The organism is Streptomyces sp. NPDC037389 (genome assembly GCF_040636475.1).
GTDB classification, from domain to species: Bacteria; Actinomycetota; Actinomycetes; order Streptomycetales; family Streptomycetaceae; genus Streptomyces; species Streptomyces hesseae.
The window spans coordinates 205,127-226,750 of the sequence record NZ_JBEZUS010000002.1 but is presented as its reverse complement, the minus strand read 5'-3'; the positions used below and the strand labels follow the sequence as shown (position 1 = coordinate 226,750).

Here is a 21,624-nt window from a genome sequence, read left to right as displayed (position 1 = left end):
AACTCCAGAAAGACCAAAGCCATGAACAGCGACAAGCTCATCCACGAGTGGGCCGACGCCTACAACGACCAGGACTTCGACCGGTTCGGGGACCTGTACACCGACGACACCACCTACGAGTGCGGCCCCTTCGGACTCGCCTTCACCGGCCGGGACGCCTTCGTGCGCCACCTGCAGGAGTACGCCGGTGCCGTTCCCGACCGGAAGTTCACCATCAAGCGAATCATCGCCCACGGAGACGCCATCGCCGTCGAATTCGACTTCGCGGGAACCAGCTCCGGGACACACCCGGGCCTGCCGCCGGCGGGAGAGCCGGTCGCCGTCGGCTTCTGCTCGGTCCTGCGACTGCGCGGGGACCGGATCGCCTCGCAGACCGACTACCTCGGCGGACAGTGACCTCCTCCTGAAGGCACAGACACGGTTTCGGGTGCCCGCCGACCTGTAGCCCCGGTCGCCCAGCACTGCGGCCGCCGGCCAGGAAACCGGCCATGACCAGGCACCTTCAGGATTCCCCCGGCTCGAAGCGAGGTCCGGCGCGGTCCGGCGCCCCCGTTCAGGGGGCTTCGCCTGCAGCAGCGCCCGGCTGCATCCCGGCGGGCGTCCTGCCCCGTCGTCACCCCCGCATGAAGGACAGCACCGAATGACCCCCGACGACGTCGCGGCCTACGCCCTGGACCTGCCCGAGGTCACCGAGGAAGAGCCCTGGGGCTCGCACCGGCCCGTCTACAAGACCGGCGGCAAGATCTTCGCCACCCTGGCAGCAGCCAACGCCTCCCAGCCCGACCGGCTGAGTGTGAAGTGCGAATCCGCCCTCGCCCTGCACCTGTACGAGCAGTACCCCGCGGTACGCCCCGGATACGGGTACCAGGGCCCCCACTGGCACTGGATCACCGTGCACCTGGACGGCACGGTCCCCGACGAAGAACTCACCGAGATGATCAGCCACTCCTGGCAATGCGTAGTGGACGGCCTGCCCCGCACCGCCCGCGACCGGCTGCACAGACTCCACCGCGATCAGACCCAGCCTCCCGCACAGAGCCGAGCGGACCGACCGGCATCGCCGTAAGTGCGCGTGTCCGATCCCCGGTGCCGAAGAAGCAGACACGACAACTGGCACTACCGCTCTCCACACGCCGACCTGCGGCGACAGTCGCGGCGTTCCCGAGAGCCGGGAGGGGCGTTCCCTGACACCCCGCCAGCAGGGCCCTGCCCTGCGGCTTCTGATTTTTCATCAAGCCCCGTGGGGATCGGCCCGGACACGGCGGTCACGTTGCTGATCACGGTGGGGGACAATCCGGAGCGGCTGGACAGTGAGGCGTCGTTCGCCGCGCTGTGCGGTGTCAGCCCTGTCGAGCGCTCCTCGGGACGCCGGCAGTTCCGTCGCCTCAACCGCGGCGGCGATCGGCAGGCCAACGCCGCGCTCCATCGCATCGTGTTTACCCGTCTGCGGGTCGACCCGCGCACTCAGGAGTATTACGAGCGCCGAATCAAGGAGGGCAAGACCCGTCGCGAAATCGTCCGTTGTCTCAAGCGCTATGCGGCTCGCGAGGTCTTTCACCTGGTCAGACAGCTACGGCCAGTACCCCGCTCATAGGGGCTGTGTGACACGCGACGGTCATTGAGGCTCCTGCTGGCCAGGTGCTGGCAGGGGCCTCGTCGTGCCTGGGCGGCGGGCTCTGCCCCCCCGCCCCGCGAGTAGTGCCAGCTGGGGTTACGTCCACCGGGACAGGGTCAGCCAGCGCGCTTGAGAGTGATGGACGGCCGGTAGGCCCCCGCCGTCATCTGTTCGCGCGTACCGGAAGGGAGTTTCAGGCGTTAGACCCCTTTAGCCTTCCATCTGGGCTTCCACTGTCGGCCTCGGAGGTCGAGGCCGACCGATCAGCTCCTTGCCGCGTTCCGGGATCAGGCGTGGGTCCGGCGCGCGAATCGCCATCACGAATCGCTCCTAGACCAACAGATCCGTCGCGCAGCGCTCAGCGAGGTCCTCAGCGTGCGCGGGCAGCGATCTGTCGGCGCGCAGATATCGGCGGACCACTGCCAGCGGCAGTTCGACGACCGCCAGCATGACTCGGTCGCGGTCCGATTCGGTGGTCGCGCCCACGCGGTCGGCGAGTTCCGCCACTGCCCCCAGGACCCGCTTGTTACCGTCGTCGGCGCGCTGTGCGTACTCCTTCGGCCATTCATCGCGGCCGAAGGACTGCGGCCCGTGGAGCAGCACTGCGGCTTCCTGCGGGTTCTGACGGCTCCAAGCGACGACGTGCCGCGCCGCGGCGCCCCCCGCCCGCAGCGGATCCGGATCGGAGTGCAGCGCAGCGAAGTAGCCGTCTTGGAAGCGTTCGACGGTACGCAGCCACAACTCGGCAAGCAGAGCCAGCCGCTGCGGGAACCGGTGGTAGATCGAGCCGTTGGGTACGCCGCTGGCTCTGGCGATCGCCGACATCGTCACTGCGGCCGGGCCTGCGTCGGCCGCGATCTGCACGGCAGTGTCCAATAGCAGCGTCTCGTCGTAGCGAGGTGGTCGGGCCATGAAGTAGAGAGTACGCTCCAAATCGATTTTGAACGAGCCATCGGTCGTGATCGGCGTGCCACTCCGGGCCAGCGATAGGTGCGTGGCCGGCGCGCAGACGTGCAAGAAGCCCTCGGGCTGACCACGTCACGGGAGGACGTGGAAACCCTGATCACCCTGTTCGGCGGTGCGCTGTTCGCCCTGATCACCGGCCAGGCCGGCGAAGTCGACGGCGCGACGTGTACCGCACTGGCCCGCACCATGGTCGCCGGCATCGCACCGTGATCCGGTGGGGCCCGCAGCCCGACGGACTCCCGACAGGAGGAGAACGGAGGCGGCTGCTGCCAGCGGCGCGGGTGTCGGCTCCACGCTGACAGCAATGACGGCAGTCCACGCGAGCAGTACCCAGGGAAGGAAGATCGGCGGGGTAATACGGCGTCGATCCATCCACGTCACCAAGAGGCCGATGACGAACAGCGGCAAGCCGAAGCCGGCCGGGGTGCCCCAGAACGCATTGGCCGCCCGGGTGTCCTCCCACCAGTGGCCCCAAAGCCGCAACAACAGCCAGTCCCCGAAGTAGGCCCGGCTGAGCAGCAGTCCGACGAGGAGATGTCCGGCGCCGATGAACGCCAGTATTCGGCCAGCCCATTTGGTCATGTGAGTCGTGCTGCTTTCTCTTCGTCGGGCGTCCTGGTGCGGCGCTGATACGACAGGGAACAGATGGCCAGGGAGAGGCTCAGGGCGGAGAAGTTGATGAACCCCACGACGAACACCGGACCGGACAGGCCAGCGGTGTGCTTGTTCGCCAGCCCTCCGCCGAAGACCATGGCTGAGATACCGAGAACCCCGTAAGCCCCCAGGGGCGGCCCGACCGTCCAGCCGGGCAGCAGCGGCAGCCATCGCGGGACCCTCCGGCCCCGGAGCACCGGCACCCAGCGGGGGAACACTTGTCCCCACGGCCGGACGAGCGCGCCGAGCAGTATGAGGCCGAGGAGGACCAGGACGGCGGTGAAGTCGATACCGTGCCGCTCCATCCACACGAGGAACCGCGGAGCACCGTTCTTGGCGAACTCGTCGGCGATGTCCATCCCGTCGGGTTTGCCCGCGGTGCCGCCCCACGACCAGTAGACCTTCATCGCCAAGTAGGGGAGTGACCCGACGGCTCCGGCGGCCGCCACCCACGTGACGGCCGGTGGCGCCGGGCGAACTGTCGGCTCCTGCACAGCCTCCCGCTCAGCCGTCACCGCCGACATGTGTGACCCCGAACCACGAACCCGGATTCGTAGGCGGTGATGACAGCCTGTATGCGGTCCCGGGCCCTGAGTTTGGACAACACGGTGTCGACGTGCGCCTTGACCGTCTCGGCCCCGAGGACGAGCTGCTCGGCGATCTCGGTGTCCGACAGGCCGGAGGCGATCAGGCGCAGCACGTCCTGCTCACGTCGGGTGAGGCCGTGCGGGAGCGGCTGGGTGGCCGCGTCGGCCGCTGGATGGCCTGGCCGGGCGGGCACGACATCGGAGCCGTGGCGCCTGCGGGCCAGGTCGCGAACGGCGGCTGGGAACATCAGCGGGTCGCCGACGGCGGCAACGCCGACCGCTTGGACGATCTCGGCGGGTCGGGCACGTTTAAGGAGGAAGCCGCAGGCGCCGGCGTTGAGGGCATCGTGGATGTAGTCGTCGTTCTCGAAGGTGGTGACGACGACGATGCGCGGCGTGGGGTCCGGGCCCTCCAGGATGCGCCGGGTCGTCCGGATGCCGTCCAGAACCGGCATCCGGACGTCCATGAGGATGACGTCGGGGCTGAGGGAGCGCGCCAGGGTGACGGCTTCCGCGCCGCTGCCGGCCTCGCCGACCACCTCCAGACCCGGTTCCGCGCCGAGGATCGCCCCGAAGGCGGAGCGGATCAGGGGCTCGTCGTCGACAATCAGTATCTTGATCATTGGACCTCCCGGGGCGGCCATGCCGAGACCACTCACTTACCTTCCTGGAACATTGCTCACGAGTTGGTCCAGCCGACTGCCAGACCCCGGCTTCCCTTGTCGGACGCCGCCGTCCGTGCTTCGCTCCGGTCCCGAGCCGGCGTCGCCCCGGTTCGCGGTGCCGGAGTCTGTGCCGTCTCGGTCAGCGCCGCGAGGGTCGAGCAGACGGTCTGTGCCAACACCGTCGCCAGCACCGCCCCGGCCAGCATCCCCAGCGAGCCGACCAGCCCCATGCCGCGCATGTCCTTGCCCTCCGACAACGGCACCTTCAACGAGGCGCAGACCATCCACCAGAAGCCCCAGGCGAACATCGCTCCGGTGCCCAACCAGGCCGCCGCCAGCGTGGCCCGGGCCGGCCGGGTGTCGCGCCGACCCGCCAGGATCAGCATCGCGACGCTCCCGACCAGCGGCAGCAGCGCGAACACGCATTCCAAGACCAGCCGCTCCTGCCACGTCTGGTCCAGGTCCGGCCGCAGCCCCGTCCCGCCGGCCGCCCAGTACAGGTGAATCCCCGAGGGGACCAGGCTGAACGCCGCGACACCGGCGATCGTGATCCGCTGGGCGGCGAACCCCGCGCCGGCGGGCAGATCCCGCAGCCGCAGCCGGAACACCGCGGACCAGCGGGACCGCGCGTAGAGGAAGAACCCGATGCCCAAGCCGATCCCCTGCAGGATGAAGCCGCCGTAGACCACCCCGAACACCCATCCGGCGATGTCCTCTGCCGCATCGTGCTCGTGCTTGTGGTTGGCGGCACCGCCGCCGGTCAGCGCCGCCACTACGCCCGACAGCGGTGCGCCGACCAGGATCGGCGCGATGAATCCGGTCGCCACCCACAGCGGGAACAGCAGGAGCCAGGCCGGGATCCGCAGCCCCCGGGGCCGGACGAGGGCCAGCGCGAGCCCCGCGGCGGCGGCGTCCATGCCCACCGTCACGATGTTCGCCCCGATCATCGTCGAGTTCTCCATGGCGTCGCCCCTGACGCCGACATGGCTGCCGACGGCCCACGCGATCTTCAGGGCGAGGTAGGGAAGCGTCGCCGCGATGGTGCCGACGCAGGCAACCTTGCGCAGGCGGCTGATGGGAGGGTGCTGAGTCGTCGTATGTGCCGCCTTGTTCTCCACGGTGAGTGCGCCGTTGTCAGGCATGGTGGACCGTGTCCGTCCTGGTCGCCTGCTTGGCGCGGTGGGCGGCGGCCAGCAACAGAATCTCCGCGGCCAGGTCGAGCGGGGGCGCAAAGCCGGCGAGCGCCGCGCCGATCAGTGTCCACGTCAGCAGAGCCCAGGCGATGAACGGCGGCGGGGTGATGCCGCGGCGGTTCAGCCACAGGATCGTCACGCCGATGATGACGACCGGTGGGGCGAAGCTGTTGAAGGTCAGCCAGTACGCGCTCTCGGCCGGGCTCATCGCTGCCAGGTCGGCGCTCCACAGCTTCCCGCTGAACCAGTCTCCGGCGTGGCTCGCGGCGTGTTCGACGGTGAGCGCGAGCAGGGTGTGCGCGCTTCCGAACACCACCAGGAGCCATCCGGCCCACGAGATCATTCCAGTGATCCGGGTCGGCCCGGCCTCAGCCTTCGTCGTCACGGTCGAATCTCCCCGTTCGAGCCCAGGTCCCGGTTGAGCCAGGCCTTTTCCCAGCGCCGGGTCAGGGCCGGGTAGATGATCAGGTAGCGGAAGGGCTTGATGCCGGCCAAGTAGATCCGCCCGAGCCGGCCGCCGGGTTTGACCAGGGCGGCCATCCGGAGTTCGTAGCCGTCTTCGCCGACCGGGGCCCAGCCCAGGTGGCACAGGATGTGGGCGGTGGAGTTGGCCAACTCCTCCGCGCACTCGTCGTGGAGCTGGTATAGCGGCGTGAAGGGGATGTTCGGATCCTTACGGCCCGGGCATCGGCGAAGGTCGTCCGGCAGGCGCTCGCGCAGCGTCGCGACGACGCGGCCCCGCACACCGGCTTTCGGCCTGTCCCAGCCGAACACGGCGCCGAGCTTCCAGCGCACCGCGAACAGGAACCGGGTCGGCCAGGTCGTCTGGCCGGGCTGATTGCTGGCTTGCAGCGCGGCGAGCATCACCGGGAAGTCGTCACGTCCGGCGCCAGGGGTGCGGAACGACCACACGTCCTCGATCCGGAAATCCGGTGCGATCTCGTGGATCCGCCAGGGCATCGAGGTGTGAGCTTCGGCTGGGATTCTCATGCCGCATCACACCTGCGAGGGCAGTGGGAGTCAGAGTGGTGGACGACCATGTTCGCGAAATCTCCTTGTTTACAGTCGGATGGCTGACGGGTTGGGCTGCGCCGAAGACCTCCTCGGGCCGATGGCATATCGGAAACGGACCACCTCAGCGGCGGTGGCGTCGGTAGTAGGAGAAGGTGACGGCGGCGAGCAACGGACCCCACAGGACCAGAGGCTGATACAGGACCCCGACTATGTCGCGCCAAGGCCCGCTGAACGCCGGGCGGTGCTCAACGGTCCACCACAACGGGAACCCGCTCCAGATGACGGTGAGAGCCACCGCGCCCAAGGCGGCCGGGATGACGGCGGCGAGAGGACGGACGCGCCGTCCGCCGAGGACCGGGATCCACCGGGGAACGACTTCGCCCCACGGCCGGACCAGCCCGAGCGTCAGCAGGGCGAGCGCCTCGGAGACCACGCTGAGGCCGATCACGTAGACGATGCCCCAACCCGGGATGTGGAAGGAGTCGCGGAGCACGTCATGGCTGTAGCCGACGGGTAGGCCGAGGCCCAGCGCGATTCGCCACAGCCCCGAAGGCACGGTGGTGAGGGCTGCGGCATGCGCGGCCAGGACCGCCCAACGCGGCGCCGGGGCCGGGTCGGTGGTGAAGGCGGTCACGCCTCGACGCGCGGCGTCGGGATGGTCTCGGCTCATGTCTCGTGGATCCGCCAGGGCATCGAGGTGTGAGCCCTCGGCTGGGATTCTCATGCCGCATCACACCTGCGATGACGGCGAGAGCCGGTTATGTGGACGACCATGTTCGAAACCTCCTTGCTCAAGGTCGGATCGCCGGTGGATCGTGGTGCCGCAGGGTCGGCACCTTGGTGCCGTTCTCCCATTGGTGCTGCCAGCGGCGTTCCCAGGAACGCATCATGGCCGGATAGATGATCAGGTGCCGGAAAGGCTTGATCGCGGCCATGTAGGCGGTCCCGCGCCGGCCGTTGGGTTTGACCAGGACAGCCATCTGGCCGCGCCAGCCGCCCTCGCCGTTGGGGACCCAGCCCAGGTGCACGACTCCGTGCATGGTCCGGTTTGCGATCTCCGCGGCGCGCTCATTGCCCAGCTCGTAAAGGAACGTGAACGGCGACCGACCCTCGTCGGGCCGGGTAGCCGCGGCCTCGCGCAGCTCCGGCGGCAGCCGGTGGCGCAGGGATTGCACCCGGGTGTCGAGTCCATCCCGGTTCCCATCCACACCCACTGCGGCGCCGACCTTCCAGCGCAGCCGCCACAACAGGCGCGCGGCCTTCGGGGCGTCCTGCTGGAAGTCGCCGTCTTGGAGCACCGATACCAGGGTCGCAAAGCCGTCCGGTCCGCCGGGGGTCGGCAGCGCCCAGACATCCTCCAACCGGAAATCGGCGGCGATCTCGTGGATCAGCCAGGGTTGCGTCGTGTGGGCCGTGCTGGGGAGCCGCATGGATGCACTCCGATCGAAGTATGCTGCGCCGCTTGTCAGGATTTTCATGAGGATGAACAGGCCACGGTCGTGCTTCGCACGCCCCGCTGCTCGGCCCGGGCCGAAGCGTGCGTTCCGGTCACCGGGCGGGCGCGGCTGGTGCTGTCGCGTCCCCCGCTGTGGGGGCCCGACGCGATTCCGGTTCCGGCGCCGGCCGCCTCCCTCGGCCTGCTGTCTGCGACGTCACATAACGCAGCAGTCGGACATGCGGTGCCATCCTCCGGTGATCACAGTCCTCCGGTTGGAAGGCGCCAAGCGCCCGGTCCAGGCATTGCTCGATCAGGGTGTCGTGCAGCCAGCGGAAGGCCAGCGGCCAGGCGAGCCGGGCGGTGCCGTGCAGCCGCATCGCGATGACGTGGCGGAGCACGGTGCCGCCTGGTTCGTCGGAGGAGACGGTGAACTCGTGGAACCCCTTGAAGCCGCGCGGTGCCGAGAACCGGAACCGCACCCACTGGCCGGGCACGTAGGCCGCGACGGTGTATCCGATAGGGCCGTGGCCACCCCGCGACCCGACCACCAGGCCGCGGTCCAGCTTCATCCTCGGCCAGGTCGGATGCGGCCACAGCGGGTCGTCGGCGCCGGCCAGAGCATCGATCAGGGCGCCGACCTGCTCGGATGACGCCGGGATCCGGCGCTCGTGGACGTTCAGCACTGCCATGATGCAGCCCTTCCCAGGTAGTAGAGAAGCCCCTCCAATTGAAATAGAGAGTACTCTCCATTTGGCGGCGCGGCCAAGCCGCTGCGACGACCGAGCTCGACGGCTATCGACTGGTGACGACCGACCTGGCGTAGATCACCGTCAGGTGTGGCCCCTTCGCGTTTTCACGAAAGGTGGAACGGATGGAGTCTTTGGAGATTCGGCGGGTGTCTGCGGCATCTGCGGCGGACAGGGCGCTGCTGGAACGGCTGTGGCTGATGTACCGGCACGACCTGTCGGAGTTCCGCGAGGTGCTGCCGCACCCGGACGGCACGTTCCGGGACGAGTGGCTGCGCTCGGCACTGGGCGATCCCGGTTGGGCCGCGCATCTGGCGTTCCTCGGCAACCGGCCGGCCGGCTTTGCTCTCGTACGCGGGCTGGACGCTCCGGCGCGGGTGCTGAACAGCTTCTTCATAGTCCGCGGCGCGCGGCGGGGCGGATGGGGCACACGACTGGCGCTGGAGGTGATCGCGGCGCATCCCGGGCCGTGGGAAATAGCGTTCCAGGAGGCCAACGCGAGGGCGGCGCGGTTCTGGCGGCGGGTGGCCGGCCAGGTCGCCGGGGACGCGTGGACCGAGGCGGTCCGTCCGGTGCTCGATCAGCCGGGGCTGCCGGGCGATGTATGGATCGTTATTCGATAGTGCGTGCATGGCGCCGGGCAGTGCGCGGCCGGCTGGGCGTCTTCGGCCTCGAACTCGGCCGGGCGTCGGCGAGCAGCATGTCGCCGATGGTGGTGCGGCGCTTGAAGTACGCGTAGGTGAGGGCGGCGAGCAGCGGGGCCCAGGCGAGGACCGGCACGTAGCAGCACACGAACAGCACCATCGACCAGCCGTGGGCCTCGAACTCCACGTGCCCGCTCTGTCCTGCCGTGGGGCCGGGGTGGAAGTGAAAGATCCACTTGTTCAGGAAGAAATACAGGGAAAGGGCTGTGAGCAGGAACGCGCCGGTGGCGGCCGGGATCACGGCGGCTTTGACGGGAACGCGGCGGCCGCCGAGGAACGGTATCCATCGCGGTACTCGTTCACCCCACGGCCGGACCAGGCCGAAGGCCAAAAGCGCGACCCCTTCCGAGAACAAGCTGAGGAACGCCACATAGATGTAGCCGGCCGGGCTTGGCCGGTAACCGGATCCCGCGTTGTCGAGGCCTGAGACGCCGCCGAGAAGGAGAAACCGCCACAGGCTCGACGGCAGTACCACGAGTGGAATCGCGTGGGCCGCGCGGTGTGCCCACTTGGGGACGACCGACGCGGCGGCCGGCACCGCCGCGGTCCCGGAGGTGATCGAGATCGAATCCATGGTCATGATTCAAGGTTCCGGTTGCCGCCCGGGCACCCGACATATGCCGATCGGCACTTCTTGACGGCCCGCGGCTGACGCGGGGTGCTGATCGGCACGGAAGGCACCGCGTCGGGCCCCCGTACTGTCATAGGGTGCTGATCACGATCCTTCCCGCGGTGTCGGCGGCGCTGGTGGCCCTCGCTCATGCCACGACCGCCTTCCTGGCTCCGGCCGCCTCGCGTGGCCGGCTCCGCAGGATGCTCGACCCGCTGGCCGTTGCTGCCGCCACGGTCTCGCTCGGCGTGACAGCCCTGATGGTCGCCGGTGTCGCTCATGGTGTGCTCGGAATCACCGGCGGAACCTACGGGACGTTCGAAGCGCTGCTGCTGCTCGGGGCGAGCGTGCCCACGGTGCGTACCGCGCCGCTTCCGGTCGCGGTCACGTCCGGGGCCTTCGTCCACCTCGCGGTGAGCACGATGGTGCTCAGGGACTGGTCACAGGACTCGGTTCGCGGCGTCGTCGGCGGATGCCTGTTCTGGTCGATCACGGCCACCTGCGCGGTGGTCGGTTCGGCGTATCTCAGGGTCCTGGACGACCGGCGCCGGGCCTCGGTTGCCGGTGCGCGACGCGACCAGCGGCTGGAGCTCGCCGGCGATCTGCACGACTTCGTCGCGCACGACGTCAGCGAGATCGTCGCACTGGCTCAGGCCGCGCGGTTCGTCGTCGCGCAGAACCCGCACGCGGCGGCGGACGCGCTGGCCCGGATCGAGGACGCCGGGCAGCGGGCGCTGCGCTCGATGGACCGGACCGTGCACATGCTGCGCGCCGACGAGACCGACGGCGTCCCGCGGCACTCCGCACAGAGCCTGGACGACCTGCCGGGATTGGTGGAACGCTTCGCCGGCACCACGTCGGCCCGGGTGCGGTTGGCGATCGCCGCCGACACCGGCGCCGTGCGCCGAGAGGCGGCGGCGACGGCGTACCGCGTGGTGGTGGAAGCGCTCACCAACGTGCGACGGCACGCACCCGATGCCCGGGAGGTCGGTGTGACGGTCGCCATGTCCGCAGGCACGTTGACCGTCGAAGTAGTCGACGACGGGATCGAGCAGCGGGTGTCGAGCGGGCGGGCCGAGCGGCGCGGCGGACTCGGTCTGCCCGGATTGGCCGAGCGGCTCGAGTCGCTGGGCGGCACGTTGCGTGTGGGGTCTCGGGAGGGCGGTGGCTGGCGGCTCGCCGCGGAGCTGCCGATCGCGGACACGGTGGACGCGGCGGAATCGATGGCGCGGAGATGACGCCAGGACGGGAGTGACGGGTATGACCGGAACGACGGGACCGACAGGCACGGTGCCGACCCGCATCCTGCTGGCCGACGACCAGGAGAACATCCGTGTCGCCTTCCGCATGGTCCTCGACGCCCAGCCGGACATGCGCGTGGTCGGCGAGGCCGCCGACGGGGCCGCCGCGGTCGAGCTGGCACGTCACCTCAAGCCGGACGTCGTGCTGGCCGACATCCGCATGCCGCGCCTCGACGGCCTCGAAGTCACCCGGCTACTGGCCGGTCCGGACGTCGCCGAACCGGCCCGCGTGATCGTGGTGACGACGTTCGACCTCGACGAGTACGTGCACGCGTCACTCCGTCACGGCGCGTCCGGGTTCCTGCTCAAGCGGTCGGGTCCGGCGCTGCTGATCGAGGCGGTCCGCGCGGCGATGGCCGGCGACACCCTGATCAGCCCGCAGGTCACGGTGCGGCTGCTGCGGCACTACGGGTTTGCCGAGCCAGGCGGACGACAGGAGGCCGCGGTGTCGCTGACCCAACGGGAGCTCGAGATCGTCCGGCTCCTGGCCGAAGGCGGCACGAACGCGGAGATCGGCGCCGAGCTGTTCATCTCCCCCGGCACGGTGAAGAACCACGTGGCGAGCATCCAGCACAAGGTCGGGGCACGGAACCGGGTCGGGATCGCAGCCTGGGCGTTCCGCAGCGGGGTGTGCGCTTCGGGTGACAACGTCGTCGGATAGCGCCGAGCACGTCCTCGACCTGGTGCCCTCGCAGGCTGCTGCGATAGGCGGTACGACGCCGACGTACTCGAAGCCAGGGCGGGGGCGGCCTTCGACAGGCAGGCAGCGGCGTGGGCCGGAACCGATGCGGTTCTGGCCCACGGTTTCGTCTGCTGTCAGTCCTGCGGGAACAGCGCCGACCGCCACGTGGTGAGTGTCCGCGTACTCCACCACCGATGTGATCTTCCCGTCCCGGACCGTGAAGACCCCCGCGCGCACCGGTGGTCGTAGCCGGAACCGTTCGCGGCCGTGGCCTTCGATGTCCATTCGGCGAGCACCTGCTCGCCCTCGGTGAAGGCGTTGACCAGCTCGATGACGACGGGGGCCGAGGTATCGAGGTAGCGGCCCATGCCGCCGAGGAAGTCGCATCGCGGCCCTCCCACAGCCGGGAGATCGGCAGGCTGCCCGGATAGGACCAGGTGGCGTCCTCGGCGAAGCTGTCGAAGATGACCTGGGCGTCGCCGTCGCGCACAGCTTCGACGTAGCGGACGACGACTGCCTTCAGGTCGGTGGCGGTGTTCATTGTGCTTTTTCCTTCGTGATGATCGTCGATCGGAGCGAGCCGGTCGAAGCGAGGTTGATCAAGCCGGTTTCGTGGGGCCGCCGGGCCGGGCGGTCAGGCGACGGTGAGGACGGCGTTGCCGCGGATTCCGCGAGCGCGCAGCCGGTCCAGGACGTCGGCGGTCTCGGTCCAGTCGGCCACCAGGCCGATCTCCGGGTGCAGGCGTCCGCCGGCGACCCACGTGACCAGGGTGTGGAGATCCTCACCGTAGGTGGTGTCGGAGTCGGCGTAGTGGAAGTGGCGCAGTGTGGCTGACTCCGGACCCGCGAAGAAGTCGAAGAAGTCCAGCGTTACCGGCTGCCGGCTGGCTTTGCCGAACCACACCAGCCTGCCCCGGCGGGCCATCCTGGCCAGTGCGACTGGCAGGTTCGTCCCGCCGGTGCTCTCCAGGACGACCTCGAACGGCCCGGCGGCCTGGGCGACATCCTGAACCACCTCGGAGGCTCCCAGCTCCAGCAGCCGCCGTCCGCGCTCGACCGAACCGGAAACCGCGGTGATCCGCGCCCTGGCCGCCGTGGCCAGCTCGACGAAGTAGTGGCCGACCCCGCCCGAGGCGCCGGTGATCAGGATCCTGCGACCCGTTACGTCACCCGCGACCCGCAGCAGCCGCAGCGAGGTGAGCCCGGCAGGGGGGTGGGTCTACAGCGGGTAGGGTCCGCAGGGTGTACCGGCAGCCGACTGAGTGGTCTGCCGAAGGGGGCGTCAGCATGGCTAGGAGAGATCCGGTCGCATCCTGTGGCGGGATTCCAGGTCGCTTCAGTCCACTCGATGGTGCTCCGGTCACCCATGGGCCCCTCCAGTGGTGGGTGGACAAGAGCCATCAGCGCTTGCCCGACCGACGCATCGACTGCGCTGCATAACGAGCGGCGTGCCGAACTGGCACGCGATCGCCCCCATCCTTCACGTCGAACACTGTGTGCCGTGAAGGGGGTGTTGGGATCGAGGTGCGATCTGGGGTTCAGCTCGGTCAGCTGCAGTGTGCTCGACGGGCGGCTGCCCGCCCGGTTTCGACGGCGAGAAGTGCAAGGCCCTCCGAGCAGACCCGCCGCCACTGTCATTGTTCGCGCACGTGCTGTCGGTGCTGGGCGTCGACTGTCGAATAGCCCCCACTGTCGATCGGGTTTGAACACAGGGGTTGATGTGGCGTGTGGGGCGGGAGGATGGGTGGGTGCTGTCCCGGGTCGTGGGGTCTGACTCATGACTTTTCTGACCGAAGTGTCTAAGTCACACAGTGTCGGCCTCTGGCCGGGGATGGTGCGTTGTTGGTGCCGGGCTGGCGGGGTGTGTCCCGATAGGGGCCTGTCGATCGCTGTGGCGTCTTCACGATTCAGACCGCCTGACGCGGCCCGGTACCGGCAACGCGACACGTCATCGGACCGGAAGGGATCAGGCATGTCCACTTCGACCGTGCCCAGTAGGTCATCCCCTGCTCCGCGACCACGCCGTCGCCGTCCTGTGGGGGAGGTGGTCTTGGGGGTGGACACGCACAGGGATGCGCATGTGGCTGCGGTGCTCTCCTTGTCCGGGGCAGTCCTTGGCACCGAGGAGTTTCGGGCCACCGCGGTGGGCTACCGCGCTCTGCTGAAGTGGGCCAGGAAGTCGGGAACCGTGACGCGGGCCGGCGTGGAGGGGACCGGCTCCTACGGGGCCTCTCTGACCCGCTACCTGCTGGCCCAGGGCGTGGACGTGTTCGACGTAAACCGAATCGACCGGGCAGATCGCCGCCAGCGCGGCAAAACCGATCCGCTCGACGCCCAGAACGCGGCACGGGCCGTGTTGAGCGGGCGAGCTTACGCCCGGGCCAAATCCGGTGACGGACCGGTGCAGATCGCCAGAATGTACAAGCTCACGAAGGCGTCGGCTGTCAAAGCCCGTACCCAGGCCATCAACCAGCTCAAGGCCGTCCTGGTGACCGCCGAGCCCGTCTTGCGGGAAGAACTCGCACAACTGGGCAACGCCGAACTCTTCCGTACCTGCGCACGGTTCACCGACGCGAGCAGGCAGCAAGAGTTCGGCGAGGAGTCGGTGCTGCAGGCCACTCGGATCACGCTGGGTCTGCTGGCATCCAGGATCGGCCAGCTCTCCGAGCAGATCCGGGAGGTGGAGGCACGCCTGGCCCGGCTCGTGGAAGGTCATGCTCCGCAGCTGCTCGATGTGGTGGGGATCGGCCCGGATACGGCCGCCACTTTGCTGATCACGGTGGGGGACAACCCGGAACGGCTGGACAGCGAGGCGGCCTTTGCCGCGCTGTGCGGGGTCAGTCCCGTCGAGCGTTCCTCGGGACGGCGGCAGTTCCGTCGTCTCAACCGTGGTGGTGACCGTCAGGCCAATGCCGCGCTGCATCGCATCGTGTTCACCCGCCTGCGGGTCGACCCGCGCACCCAGGACTACTACGAGCGCCGGATCAAGGAGGGCAAGACCCGACGCGAAATCGTCCGTTGCCTCAAACGCTACGCGGCCCGGGAGGTCTTTCACCTGGTCAGATACCTACCGCAAGGACCCCGCTCATAGGGGCTGTGTGACAGCACGTGAGAGGTGAGGAACCCCCGTCGGGCAGCTGTCGGCGGGGGTTCTGCGTGCGCCGTGCTATCGGGGCGCGTGTATGGGTCGGGCGCAGTCACCCCCGGCTCCCCGCCGAGCTGAGCCTCAGCACTGGTTGGCGAGCGATACCGGACAGCCCTCGCCGATCAGGCCCCAATGCGGTCCCGCACGAGCGGTGCCGAAGTCCTGACAGGTCAAGTCCCTGACCGGTGCATCGGCCGGCTCGCTCAAAGGGCTGCCGGTGGCTCGGTGGACGTCGTCGGCAGCGGTCTGCGGGGCGTCGGCGGACGGGGACCAGTTCGGCAGGCGGCGGTCCAGGGTCCTGTGGATGGGCGGGTCGGCTCATCCCTCGCCGCGGTTGCCCGGGTCCCATCACTGCCCCCTCATACGGGCGAGCCCGGCCTCGGGGCCCGCGGGCTCTGGGGCCGCCGCGGCCGAGCAGTCTCGCGTCCGGGCGTCGGCGGGGTCGGTCACTCATGCGGTTCGGTGTCCCGTCATCGTGCTCCACGGCAATGGCTCAGAAGTGACCCTTGTCGACCCCGGCACCCTCGTGGCTCTATGGAGTCGCCCGAAAACCGTCTGTAGTGGGCGGTCGGGCGAACGCTGAAGGGATGGCGATGAGCACTGCCCACGCGGCGGCCACAGGTAGCGAGCCCTTCGTTCCTTCGATCAGCACAGTCGCAGGAAACGGAACTGCGGGATCCAAAGGAGACAACGAGCCCGCTGTTTCGGCTCAGTTGAACCGTCCGTACGGGGTCGCGGTGGACAGTGCCGGCACCCTCTACTTCTCCGACCACAGCAACCACCGAGTCCGAAGGATCACGACTGACGGGAAGATCAGCACGGTCGCGGGGACCGGGGCCGCGGGATTCAGCGGGGACAACGGTCCTGCCGTCTCGGCCCAGTTGAACTACCCGCGCGAGGTGGCGGTGGACAGCGCAGGCGCCGTCTACATCACCGATACCAGCAACCACCGGGTCCGGAAGGTCGCGGCCGATGGGAAGATCAGCACGATCGCCGGCACGGGCGCCGCAGGCTTCAGCGGTGACGGCGGCCCCGCCATCGCCGCCCGGTTGCATACCCCGTTGGGGGTGGCGGTGGACAGCACCGGCACCCTCTACATCACTGATCACGGCAACCATCGGGTCCGGAAGGTTGCAGCTGACGGGAAGATCAGCACGGTCGCGGGGACCGGGGCCGCAGGCTTCACGGGGGACGGTGGTCCAGCGGTTTCCGCCCAGCTGAACAGCCCGTTCGCAGTGGCGGTGGACAGCACCGGCAGCCTCTGCATCTCCGACTACGCCAACCATCGGGTCCGGAAGGTTACGGCCGATGGGAAGATCAGTACGGTCGCCGGCACGGGCGCGGCGGGCTTCGGTGGTGACGGCGGTCCGGCAACCTCGGCCCGGCTGAACTTCCCCGTGGGGGTGGTGGTGGACAGCGCCGGCACTCTCTACATCTCCGACTACAGCAACCACCGAGTCCGGAAGGTTACAGCTGACGGGAAGATCAGCACAGTCGCCGGCACGGGTGCCGCGAGCTTCGGTGGTGACGGCGGCCCGGCCGCTTCGGCCCAGTTGAACTACCCGTTCGGGCTCGCCGTGGACTGTGTCGACGCCCTCTACATCGCCGACCACGTCAACAACCGGGTTCGGAAGGTCGCGTCGGCGAGGATGGCCGGGCTGCCCGAGTCGGGCGCGGTGGTTTCCTGGGCCAATGTCCGGAGCAGGTTGCGGATGGGGGTCGTGCGTGAGTCCACCCAGGACGGGGCCGAGGTCCACCAGTCGCTCGCCGTCGCCAGGGATCACCAGCGGTGGCGGCTGGTCGCGGCGGGCCAGGACAAGGACGATGTCCTGTACAGGATCGAGAACGTGCGCAGCGGCAAGGTTCTGGAGGTCGTCGGAGCGCAGCAGGCGGCCGGGGCGGTGGTGGCGCAGCGTGCCTACGAAGGTGCCGACGCGCACCACCAGCACTGGCGGCTGATCCCGGTGGGCTCCGTGACCGACACCCCGCGGGTGTACGAGATCGCGAACCGGAACAGCGGTCTGCTTCTGCGAGTCGACACCAACGCCCGCACGGTGATCAAGCAGGACGGGTCGGAGGGCGACCACCGGGACCGGCAGTGGCAGCTGCTCCCCGTGTGACGCGTGAGTGTTCCACGGGAATGCCTTCCCGGGTGATGGAGCCCGTGACAACTTCGGTCGTCGGAACGCGCGCAGATGCCTGGTTCCATTGCGCCGAGCGCGGTTCGGCCAGATCAGTCGAGGACGGTGAATGCCTTCCAACGCGTACAACCTGGACCGGGGCAAGCGGCAGCCGCTGACGAAGAAGAACTTGCGGGAACTGAAGATCGCGCAGAACTGGCAGTCCATCCTGGGCCACCCCAACCTGGTCTACGTCGACGACTACGGCGTGCGGCACAAGCCCGTCGGGTTTTCCGTGAACAAGTCGAGCTTCGGTGTTTTCCCCGGGACCGCGTTCCAGCTGGGCTGGCTCGCGTACATGAACCTCGGGGAGCCGCTGATCGAGGAGCGGTGCGACGTCGACCAGCCTCCGCCCGACACGTTCTCCTGCCGCGATTACGTCAACCGCAGTCAGACGTCTCCGATGACCTTCAACGACTCGGTCGATTTCACCGTGTCGAACTCGGTCACGTGGTCGCTTCAAGGGTCGGCCCAGCTCACCTTCGGCGGCAACGTCGGCGCACAGCTCCAGCTGCAGCTGCAGAACCAGCTCAAGATGGACCTCCAGTCGCAGTTCCAGACGCAGTGCCAGAACGAGATGTCGAACAAGAACGCGAACACGGCGACCAACAAGAACAGCAAGGACAACGTCGGGGCCGACAACGCCAACACCACCGAGACGGCCACCAGGAACGCGGCGACGAACTCCGCCTCGAACTCGGTGACGAACTCGGAGGCTTTCACGACGCAGGGCAGTGCCACCGGTAGCGCGACGCTCCACGCCCAGTTGATGCTGGGCATCCAGGCTTCCGTCGGCGGCACCCTGAGCACCAGCTGGGCCTCGAAGTCGCAGATCTCCGGCCAGGTCCCGCCGGGTTCTCGCGTGCAGACCATCGTCACGCAGCGGCGTTGCTGCAAGCATTACAGGTACGAGATCCCGGTGACCTTCTCTGGCTTCATCGCGGTGAAGTACGACGTGCCGGTGGCGGTCCTGTCTCCTCCGCAGTCCGGGGACTACCCCGGCCTCGACAAGGTGGTCGCCCGCCCTATCGGCGACCTCGACCTGGCCGGCGGCGGTTTCCTGATGCACGGGTGGGCCGAGGTCGTCTCCGCCCTGGACGTCCACCACACGATGTTCGACGGGGAGAGCCTGACCGGCAGCGACCGAGCGCTGCACAAGCACCCTTCAGCGGATGACGAGGAGTGACGACCATGGTGTTCGAGAACATCTTCACATCCGCGAGCAAGGGCGCGGGGCTCTTCTCGGTGACCACCGACGGCACCAAGCCGCAGCCGGGTGCGGGCGTCGACTTCGAGGACGCCGACGACGGCACGTACGACGACACGAGCACGAGCCTGTTCAGCAACTCGATCCACGGGGCTTCCTCCCGGGCGAAGGTCGTGCAGGAGCAGTCGCCCGAAGCGCGGGCCATCCTGGGCTTCCTCGGCTCCTTCATTCAGACCACCCAGGCGTCGGCCGGTGCGCAGGCCCAGTTCGCGCGGGATCCCGGCTCGGTGTCCACGGCGGCGGCCGCCGGCATGAAGGAGTCGAGTGCGACGGTGAAGGAGACCGACGGCCTGAAGAAGAACGAGGACCTGGAGGACAGGCCGAAGAAGAGCGATTACGCCAAGGCCCCCAAGGCCCCGGAGACCCCCAAGGTGGAGGCCCCCAAGGCGCCCAAGGCGACCGCCGAGAAGCCGTCTGGTTCCAGCTGACGCACGGATTCTGAGGGGTCAAGGCCAGGCCGTCCCTCATCACACTCAACCGAGTCGTCAAGGTTCGGTGAATTCTCAACTCGCCGCCGGATTTGGCGATGCCGTGAGGTCTGTCGATCGCTTGGTCGATGACGTTCCGATAGTCCTGCCTGCGAGCGCTGTGACCTCGGATGTTGCTGTGGACGATGGTATTCGTCTCGGCCGGCCATGCGTTTTCTGAGTTCTTCGATCGAGGGCGGTTGGGCTTGCGGTAATTCCGCGTGCCGGACCACTGCATTGAGCGCCCCATGCTTCGTTCTCCACATCCAGAACAGGTGAGGTTTCCGCGATGTACACCCAAGAACGCACGGCGATGGCGAATCTGGTGGTCGGCGGCCCGGTGGCGGTGAACAGCTACGACAACGCCATCGTGGCAGCGCTGCTCGAGAATCGGCCGGTCATGCTCGTCCACGCCTTCAACGGCGGCTACCTGCGGCCCGCCGAGCTGAAGGAGGACAGCCACGACAAGGGGGTCAAACTGGCCACCGCGCTCGATCCGGCCACCAAGGAGGCACAGGGCCACCTCTGGCACATCACCCCCGCCGGCTTCTTCGGGCAGCGACCGCTGTACTTCATCGAGAGCGCCGCGGGCCAGGTGTCGCCCAAGCCTTCCGGCGCGGGCGGAGTCGACGCCGGTCGCGGCGACGACGGCGCGCCGAAGCCGCAGCGCCGGCGCATCACCGTCCACCAGGAGGCCCCCAAGAGCACGGCCGACACCGTCCAGCTCGGCCTCCCCGACAAGGTCGGCGACAAGTGGCGCGGGAAGAACGGCGCACCCGAGGACACCCAGCTCTGGGTCGTCACCGTGACGCCGTGGGGCGGGATCACCTTCGTGCCGATCACCCACCCCGACGCCATTCTCGGGTTCAAGGACCACGCGGTGGCGGCCGACGTCGAGGCGCGTGTCACCTACAACTGGGGCGGGGATTTCACCGGGACGGTCATCAACACGTTCTACCCGCGGCTGCCCAACGAGTGGAGCGTCCCCTACCACCACGTCTTCACGTGACCCGCGGCCACCACCGCGCCACAGCCGTCCCGAGTCAACGCCCGCACCGTCTGGAAGAGGCACCACGATGCCCGTGCCCACGGAAGAACTGAAACTGGAGATCGTCAACGCCGCCACCGGGAAGAGCCTCGGCGCCAGGGCCGCGCCGAGCGCGGACGGGGCGCTCGTCGTCCGCGACTTCCCCGACGGCGGCCCGAGCCCGGAGCAGTGGCAGCTCACCCCCGTGCAGCCCGCGCAGGGCGACCAGGCATATGCGATCCGCAACGCGGTCGGCGGCAAGGTGCTCGACAACCCCGCCGCGGCGGACCGCGGCGTCCGCCAGTGGGACGCCGCCGCCGGCAAGAAGGGCCAGCAGTGGCGCGTCGTGCCTGTTGAGGGTGAGGCGGGCCTCTACTTCATCGAGGGCGCTTCCGATGGGGCCGTGCTCGACCTCGCCGACCCCGGCGACGATGAAACCCGGATCGTCCTGCGCGAGTACGACGACGGCGCGGAGAGCCAGCGATGGCGGTTCGTCCCGGCCGAGCCCGAGCGCACCAGCGACCCCGCGCTGCGCTGGGCACCGCTGAGCCATTGGAACGGCCGGCGGTCCTGGCGGCTGGCCCGCTCGACCGCCCTGCGGCCGGCACCCGGCGCTGCGCCCTCCTTCAGCGACATGCTGCTGGTCCTCCAGGCATTCGGGAGCGACCAGGACGCCGGCGGGTGGAAGAGCGCCGGAGCCAACGGTTCGCACAGCGGGCAACCGGCCTGGTGGGCCGGACTCGGTGAACGGTTCCTCGCCGACGTCACAGGAGCAGGGCGGGCGGACATCGTAGGGCTCAAGCCCGCGAAGGGGGCTGTGACGTCGTCCAGCCGAGGCGACGGCAGGTTCGACGACGGCGAGCGCGTCCTGCATCAGCCCGTACCTTCCCCGAGTCCTGCGGACCTGTGGACTCTCGCGGACACGACGGGCGACGGCAGGCCCGACGTCGTCGTGCTGGCCGCCGACGGCGTCCGCTTGTTCCTGCAGGACAAGGGCGGGACGTTCGCGCCCGCGGGCGGCAAGCTGGTCCTCAAGGCGTTCGGACACGGTCAGCAGGCCGGCGGGTGGCTTGTCGGCAAGCACCCTCGTTTTCTCGCCGACACCACTGGTGACGGCAGGCTCGACATCGTCGGCTGCCACGACGACGGCGTCTGGGTGTCACTCCAGGACGAGGAAGGGAAGTTCGCACCGATCGCCGACGAACCCGTCCTCCGGGCGTTCGGCCACGGCGAGAAGGCGGGAGGCTGGCTTGTCGACAAGCATCCCCGTTTTCTCGCCGACACCACTGGTGACGGCAGGCTCGACATCGTCGGCTGCCACGACGACGGCGTCTGGGTGTCACTCCAGGACGAGGAAGGGAAG

Annotated in this window: 23 protein-coding genes and 2 pseudogenes; 12 read left to right on the top strand and 13 right to left on the bottom strand. The window is 68.8% G+C overall.

The window, feature by feature from the left end:
- Nucleotides 1-21: 21 nt before the first annotated feature.
- The 3 genes and pseudogenes from AB0E98_RS04600 to AB0E98_RS04590 form a co-directional block, all read left to right on the top strand.
- The gene (locus AB0E98_RS04600; protein ID WP_361698544.1) at nucleotides 22-396 is read left to right on the top strand and encodes a nuclear transport factor 2 family protein; all 375 of its coding nucleotides are present in this window, start codon (nucleotides 22-24) and stop codon (nucleotides 394-396) included.
- Nucleotides 397-640: 244 nt separating this feature from the next.
- Nucleotides 641-1,066, top strand: a complete 426-nt coding sequence (locus AB0E98_RS04595; protein ID WP_361698542.1) for an MmcQ/YjbR family DNA-binding protein — start codon at nucleotides 641-643, stop codon at nucleotides 1,064-1,066.
- 180 nt (nucleotides 1,067-1,246) lie between these two features.
- Nucleotides 1,247-1,594, top strand: a pseudogene (locus AB0E98_RS04590) (IS110 family transposase); the annotation flags it as partial.
- Nucleotides 1,595-1,945: 351 nt separating this feature from the next.
- Here AB0E98_RS04590 and AB0E98_RS04585 read toward each other — a convergent pair.
- The 10 genes from AB0E98_RS04585 to AB0E98_RS04540 all read right to left on the bottom strand — a co-directional run bounded on the left by AB0E98_RS04585 (nucleotide 1,946) and on the right by AB0E98_RS04540 (nucleotide 8,821).
- The gene (locus AB0E98_RS04585; protein WP_361698538.1) at nucleotides 1,946-2,527 is read right to left on the bottom strand and encodes a helix-turn-helix domain-containing protein; all 582 of its coding nucleotides are present in this window, start codon (nucleotides 2,525-2,527) and stop codon (nucleotides 1,946-1,948) included.
- 126 nt (nucleotides 2,528-2,653) lie between these two features.
- Nucleotides 2,654-3,163: a DUF6463 family protein gene (locus AB0E98_RS04580; RefSeq protein ID WP_361698534.1), complete on the bottom strand. Its 510-nt coding sequence runs from the start codon at nucleotides 3,161-3,163 to the stop codon at nucleotides 2,654-2,656.
- Entirely contained in the window at nucleotides 3,160-3,642 is a 483-nt protein-coding gene (locus AB0E98_RS04575) for a hypothetical protein (protein ID WP_361699332.1), read from the bottom strand. Before AB0E98_RS04575 ends, AB0E98_RS04580 begins: the two co-directional genes overlap by 4 nt.
- A gap of 104 nt (nucleotides 3,643-3,746) precedes the next feature.
- Nucleotides 3,747-4,445, bottom strand: a complete 699-nt coding sequence (locus AB0E98_RS04570; protein ID WP_361698532.1) for a response regulator transcription factor — start codon at nucleotides 4,443-4,445, stop codon at nucleotides 3,747-3,749.
- Between the two features lie 56 nt (nucleotides 4,446-4,501).
- Nucleotides 4,502-5,629 (bottom strand): hypothetical protein, encoded by a 1,128-nt coding sequence (locus AB0E98_RS04565; RefSeq protein WP_361698530.1) that lies wholly within the window; start codon nucleotides 5,627-5,629, stop codon nucleotides 4,502-4,504.
- Nucleotides 5,622-6,065, bottom strand: coding sequence for a DUF6463 family protein (locus tag AB0E98_RS04560; RefSeq protein ID WP_361698528.1), 444 nt, complete (start codon nucleotides 6,063-6,065; stop codon nucleotides 5,622-5,624). Before AB0E98_RS04560 ends, AB0E98_RS04565 begins: the two co-directional genes overlap by 8 nt.
- Nucleotides 6,062-6,670 (bottom strand): DUF2867 domain-containing protein, encoded by a 609-nt coding sequence (locus AB0E98_RS04555; RefSeq protein ID WP_361698526.1) that lies wholly within the window; start codon nucleotides 6,668-6,670, stop codon nucleotides 6,062-6,064. The genes AB0E98_RS04560 and AB0E98_RS04555 overlap by 4 nt, the downstream gene beginning before the upstream one ends.
- Nucleotides 6,671-6,815: 145 nt before the next feature.
- Nucleotides 6,816-7,364: a hypothetical protein gene (locus AB0E98_RS04550; RefSeq protein ID WP_361698524.1), complete on the bottom strand. Its 549-nt coding sequence runs from the start codon at nucleotides 7,362-7,364 to the stop codon at nucleotides 6,816-6,818.
- 121 nt (nucleotides 7,365-7,485) lie between these two features.
- Nucleotides 7,486-8,124, bottom strand: a complete 639-nt coding sequence (locus tag AB0E98_RS04545; RefSeq protein ID WP_361698522.1) for a DUF2867 domain-containing protein — start codon at nucleotides 8,122-8,124, stop codon at nucleotides 7,486-7,488.
- 118 nt (nucleotides 8,125-8,242) lie between these two features.
- Nucleotides 8,243-8,821 (bottom strand): SRPBCC family protein, encoded by a 579-nt coding sequence (locus AB0E98_RS04540; RefSeq protein WP_361698520.1) that lies wholly within the window; start codon nucleotides 8,819-8,821, stop codon nucleotides 8,243-8,245.
- Between the two features lie 257 nt (nucleotides 8,822-9,078).
- Between AB0E98_RS04540 and AB0E98_RS04535 the strand changes: the two genes are divergently transcribed.
- Nucleotides 9,079-9,501 (top strand): GNAT family N-acetyltransferase, encoded by a 423-nt coding sequence (locus AB0E98_RS04535; RefSeq protein WP_361699330.1) that lies wholly within the window; start codon nucleotides 9,079-9,081, stop codon nucleotides 9,499-9,501.
- On the opposite strand, the gene AB0E98_RS04530 is transcribed toward AB0E98_RS04535, so the two are convergent.
- On the bottom strand, nucleotides 9,491-10,162 hold the full coding sequence (locus AB0E98_RS04530) for a hypothetical protein (protein ID WP_361698518.1): 672 nt from the start codon (nucleotides 10,160-10,162) through the stop codon (nucleotides 9,491-9,493). The genes AB0E98_RS04535 and AB0E98_RS04530 overlap by 11 nt on opposite strands.
- Before the next feature lie 128 nt (nucleotides 10,163-10,290).
- Between AB0E98_RS04530 and AB0E98_RS04525 the strand changes: the two genes are divergently transcribed.
- Both AB0E98_RS04525 and AB0E98_RS04520 read left to right on the top strand, forming a co-directional pair.
- A complete protein-coding gene (locus AB0E98_RS04525) occupies nucleotides 10,291-11,430 on the top strand; it encodes an ATP-binding protein (RefSeq protein ID WP_361698516.1) in 1,140 nt (379 codons plus the stop codon).
- A gap of 22 nt (nucleotides 11,431-11,452) precedes the next feature.
- Nucleotides 11,453-12,154, top strand: coding sequence for a response regulator transcription factor (locus tag AB0E98_RS04520; RefSeq protein WP_361698514.1), 702 nt, complete (start codon nucleotides 11,453-11,455; stop codon nucleotides 12,152-12,154).
- Between the two features lie 155 nt (nucleotides 12,155-12,309).
- On the opposite strand, the gene AB0E98_RS04515 is transcribed toward AB0E98_RS04520, so the two are convergent.
- Both AB0E98_RS04515 and AB0E98_RS04510 read right to left on the bottom strand, forming a co-directional pair.
- A complete protein-coding gene (locus tag AB0E98_RS04515) occupies nucleotides 12,310-12,576 on the bottom strand; it encodes a hypothetical protein (protein WP_361698512.1) in 267 nt (88 codons plus the stop codon).
- A 233-nt stretch (nucleotides 12,577-12,809) separates the two neighbouring features.
- Nucleotides 12,810-13,382 (bottom strand): annotated as a pseudogene (locus AB0E98_RS04510) (zinc-binding dehydrogenase); the annotation flags it as partial.
- Between the two features lie 849 nt (nucleotides 13,383-14,231).
- On the opposite strand from AB0E98_RS04510, the gene AB0E98_RS04505 reads away from it, so the two are divergent.
- The 6 genes from AB0E98_RS04505 to AB0E98_RS04480 form a co-directional block, all read left to right on the top strand.
- Nucleotides 14,232-15,266 (top strand): IS110 family transposase, encoded by a 1,035-nt coding sequence (locus AB0E98_RS04505; protein ID WP_361698510.1) that lies wholly within the window; start codon nucleotides 14,232-14,234, stop codon nucleotides 15,264-15,266.
- A 647-nt stretch (nucleotides 15,267-15,913) separates the two neighbouring features.
- Nucleotides 15,914-17,440, top strand: a complete 1,527-nt coding sequence (locus AB0E98_RS04500) for an RICIN domain-containing protein (protein WP_361699329.1) — start codon at nucleotides 15,914-15,916, stop codon at nucleotides 17,438-17,440.
- Nucleotides 17,441-17,570: 130 nt separating this feature from the next.
- Nucleotides 17,571-18,686: a hypothetical protein gene (locus AB0E98_RS04495; RefSeq protein ID WP_361698508.1), complete on the top strand. Its 1,116-nt coding sequence runs from the start codon at nucleotides 17,571-17,573 to the stop codon at nucleotides 18,684-18,686.
- Between the two features lie 5 nt (nucleotides 18,687-18,691).
- The gene (locus AB0E98_RS04490) at nucleotides 18,692-19,195 is read left to right on the top strand and encodes a hypothetical protein (RefSeq protein ID WP_361698506.1); all 504 of its coding nucleotides are present in this window, start codon (nucleotides 18,692-18,694) and stop codon (nucleotides 19,193-19,195) included.
- A 328-nt stretch (nucleotides 19,196-19,523) separates the two neighbouring features.
- On the top strand, nucleotides 19,524-20,243 hold the full coding sequence (locus AB0E98_RS04485; RefSeq protein ID WP_361698504.1) for a hypothetical protein: 720 nt from the start codon (nucleotides 19,524-19,526) through the stop codon (nucleotides 20,241-20,243).
- Between the two features lie 67 nt (nucleotides 20,244-20,310).
- Nucleotides 20,311-21,624: RICIN domain-containing protein (locus AB0E98_RS04480; RefSeq protein ID WP_361698502.1), on the top strand; the 1,314-nt coding region annotated here is incomplete at its 3' end.

Coding starts and splice junctions, on each gene's coding strand:
- AB0E98_RS04600 (WP_361698544.1), top strand. CDS start 22: ATGAACAGCGACAAGCTCATCCACGAGTGGGCCGACGCCTACAACGAC.
- AB0E98_RS04595 (WP_361698542.1), top strand. CDS start 641: ATGACCCCCGACGACGTCGCGGCCTACGCCCTGGACCTGCCCGAGGTC.
- AB0E98_RS04585 (WP_361698538.1), bottom strand. CDS start 2,527: ATGGCCCGACCACCTCGCTACGACGAGACGCTGCTATTGGACACTGCC.
- AB0E98_RS04580 (WP_361698534.1), bottom strand. CDS start 3,163: ATGACCAAATGGGCTGGCCGAATACTGGCGTTCATCGGCGCCGGACAT.
- AB0E98_RS04575 (WP_361699332.1), bottom strand. CDS start 3,642: ATGAAGGTCTACTGGTCGTGGGGCGGCACCGCGGGCAAACCCGACGGG.
- AB0E98_RS04570 (WP_361698532.1), bottom strand. CDS start 4,445: ATGATCAAGATACTGATTGTCGACGACGAGCCCCTGATCCGCTCCGCC.
- AB0E98_RS04565 (WP_361698530.1), bottom strand. CDS start 5,629: ATGCCTGACAACGGCGCACTCACCGTGGAGAACAAGGCGGCACATACG.
- AB0E98_RS04555 (WP_361698526.1), bottom strand. CDS start 6,670: ATGAGAATCCCAGCCGAAGCTCACACCTCGATGCCCTGGCGGATCCAC.
- AB0E98_RS04550 (WP_361698524.1), bottom strand. CDS start 7,364: ATGAGCCGAGACCATCCCGACGCCGCGCGTCGAGGCGTGACCGCCTTC.
- AB0E98_RS04545 (WP_361698522.1), bottom strand. CDS start 8,124: ATGCGGCTCCCCAGCACGGCCCACACGACGCAACCCTGGCTGATCCAC.
- AB0E98_RS04540 (WP_361698520.1), bottom strand. CDS start 8,821: ATGGCAGTGCTGAACGTCCACGAGCGCCGGATCCCGGCGTCATCCGAG.
- AB0E98_RS04535 (WP_361699330.1), top strand. CDS start 9,079: ATGTACCGGCACGACCTGTCGGAGTTCCGCGAGGTGCTGCCGCACCCG.
- AB0E98_RS04530 (WP_361698518.1), bottom strand. CDS start 10,162: ATGACCATGGATTCGATCTCGATCACCTCCGGGACCGCGGCGGTGCCG.
- AB0E98_RS04520 (WP_361698514.1), top strand. CDS start 11,453: ATGACCGGAACGACGGGACCGACAGGCACGGTGCCGACCCGCATCCTG.
- AB0E98_RS04500 (WP_361699329.1), top strand. CDS start 15,914: ATGAGCACTGCCCACGCGGCGGCCACAGGTAGCGAGCCCTTCGTTCCT.
- AB0E98_RS04495 (WP_361698508.1), top strand. CDS start 17,571: ATGCCTTCCAACGCGTACAACCTGGACCGGGGCAAGCGGCAGCCGCTG.
- AB0E98_RS04490 (WP_361698506.1), top strand. CDS start 18,692: ATGGTGTTCGAGAACATCTTCACATCCGCGAGCAAGGGCGCGGGGCTC.
- AB0E98_RS04485 (WP_361698504.1), top strand. CDS start 19,524: ATGTACACCCAAGAACGCACGGCGATGGCGAATCTGGTGGTCGGCGGC.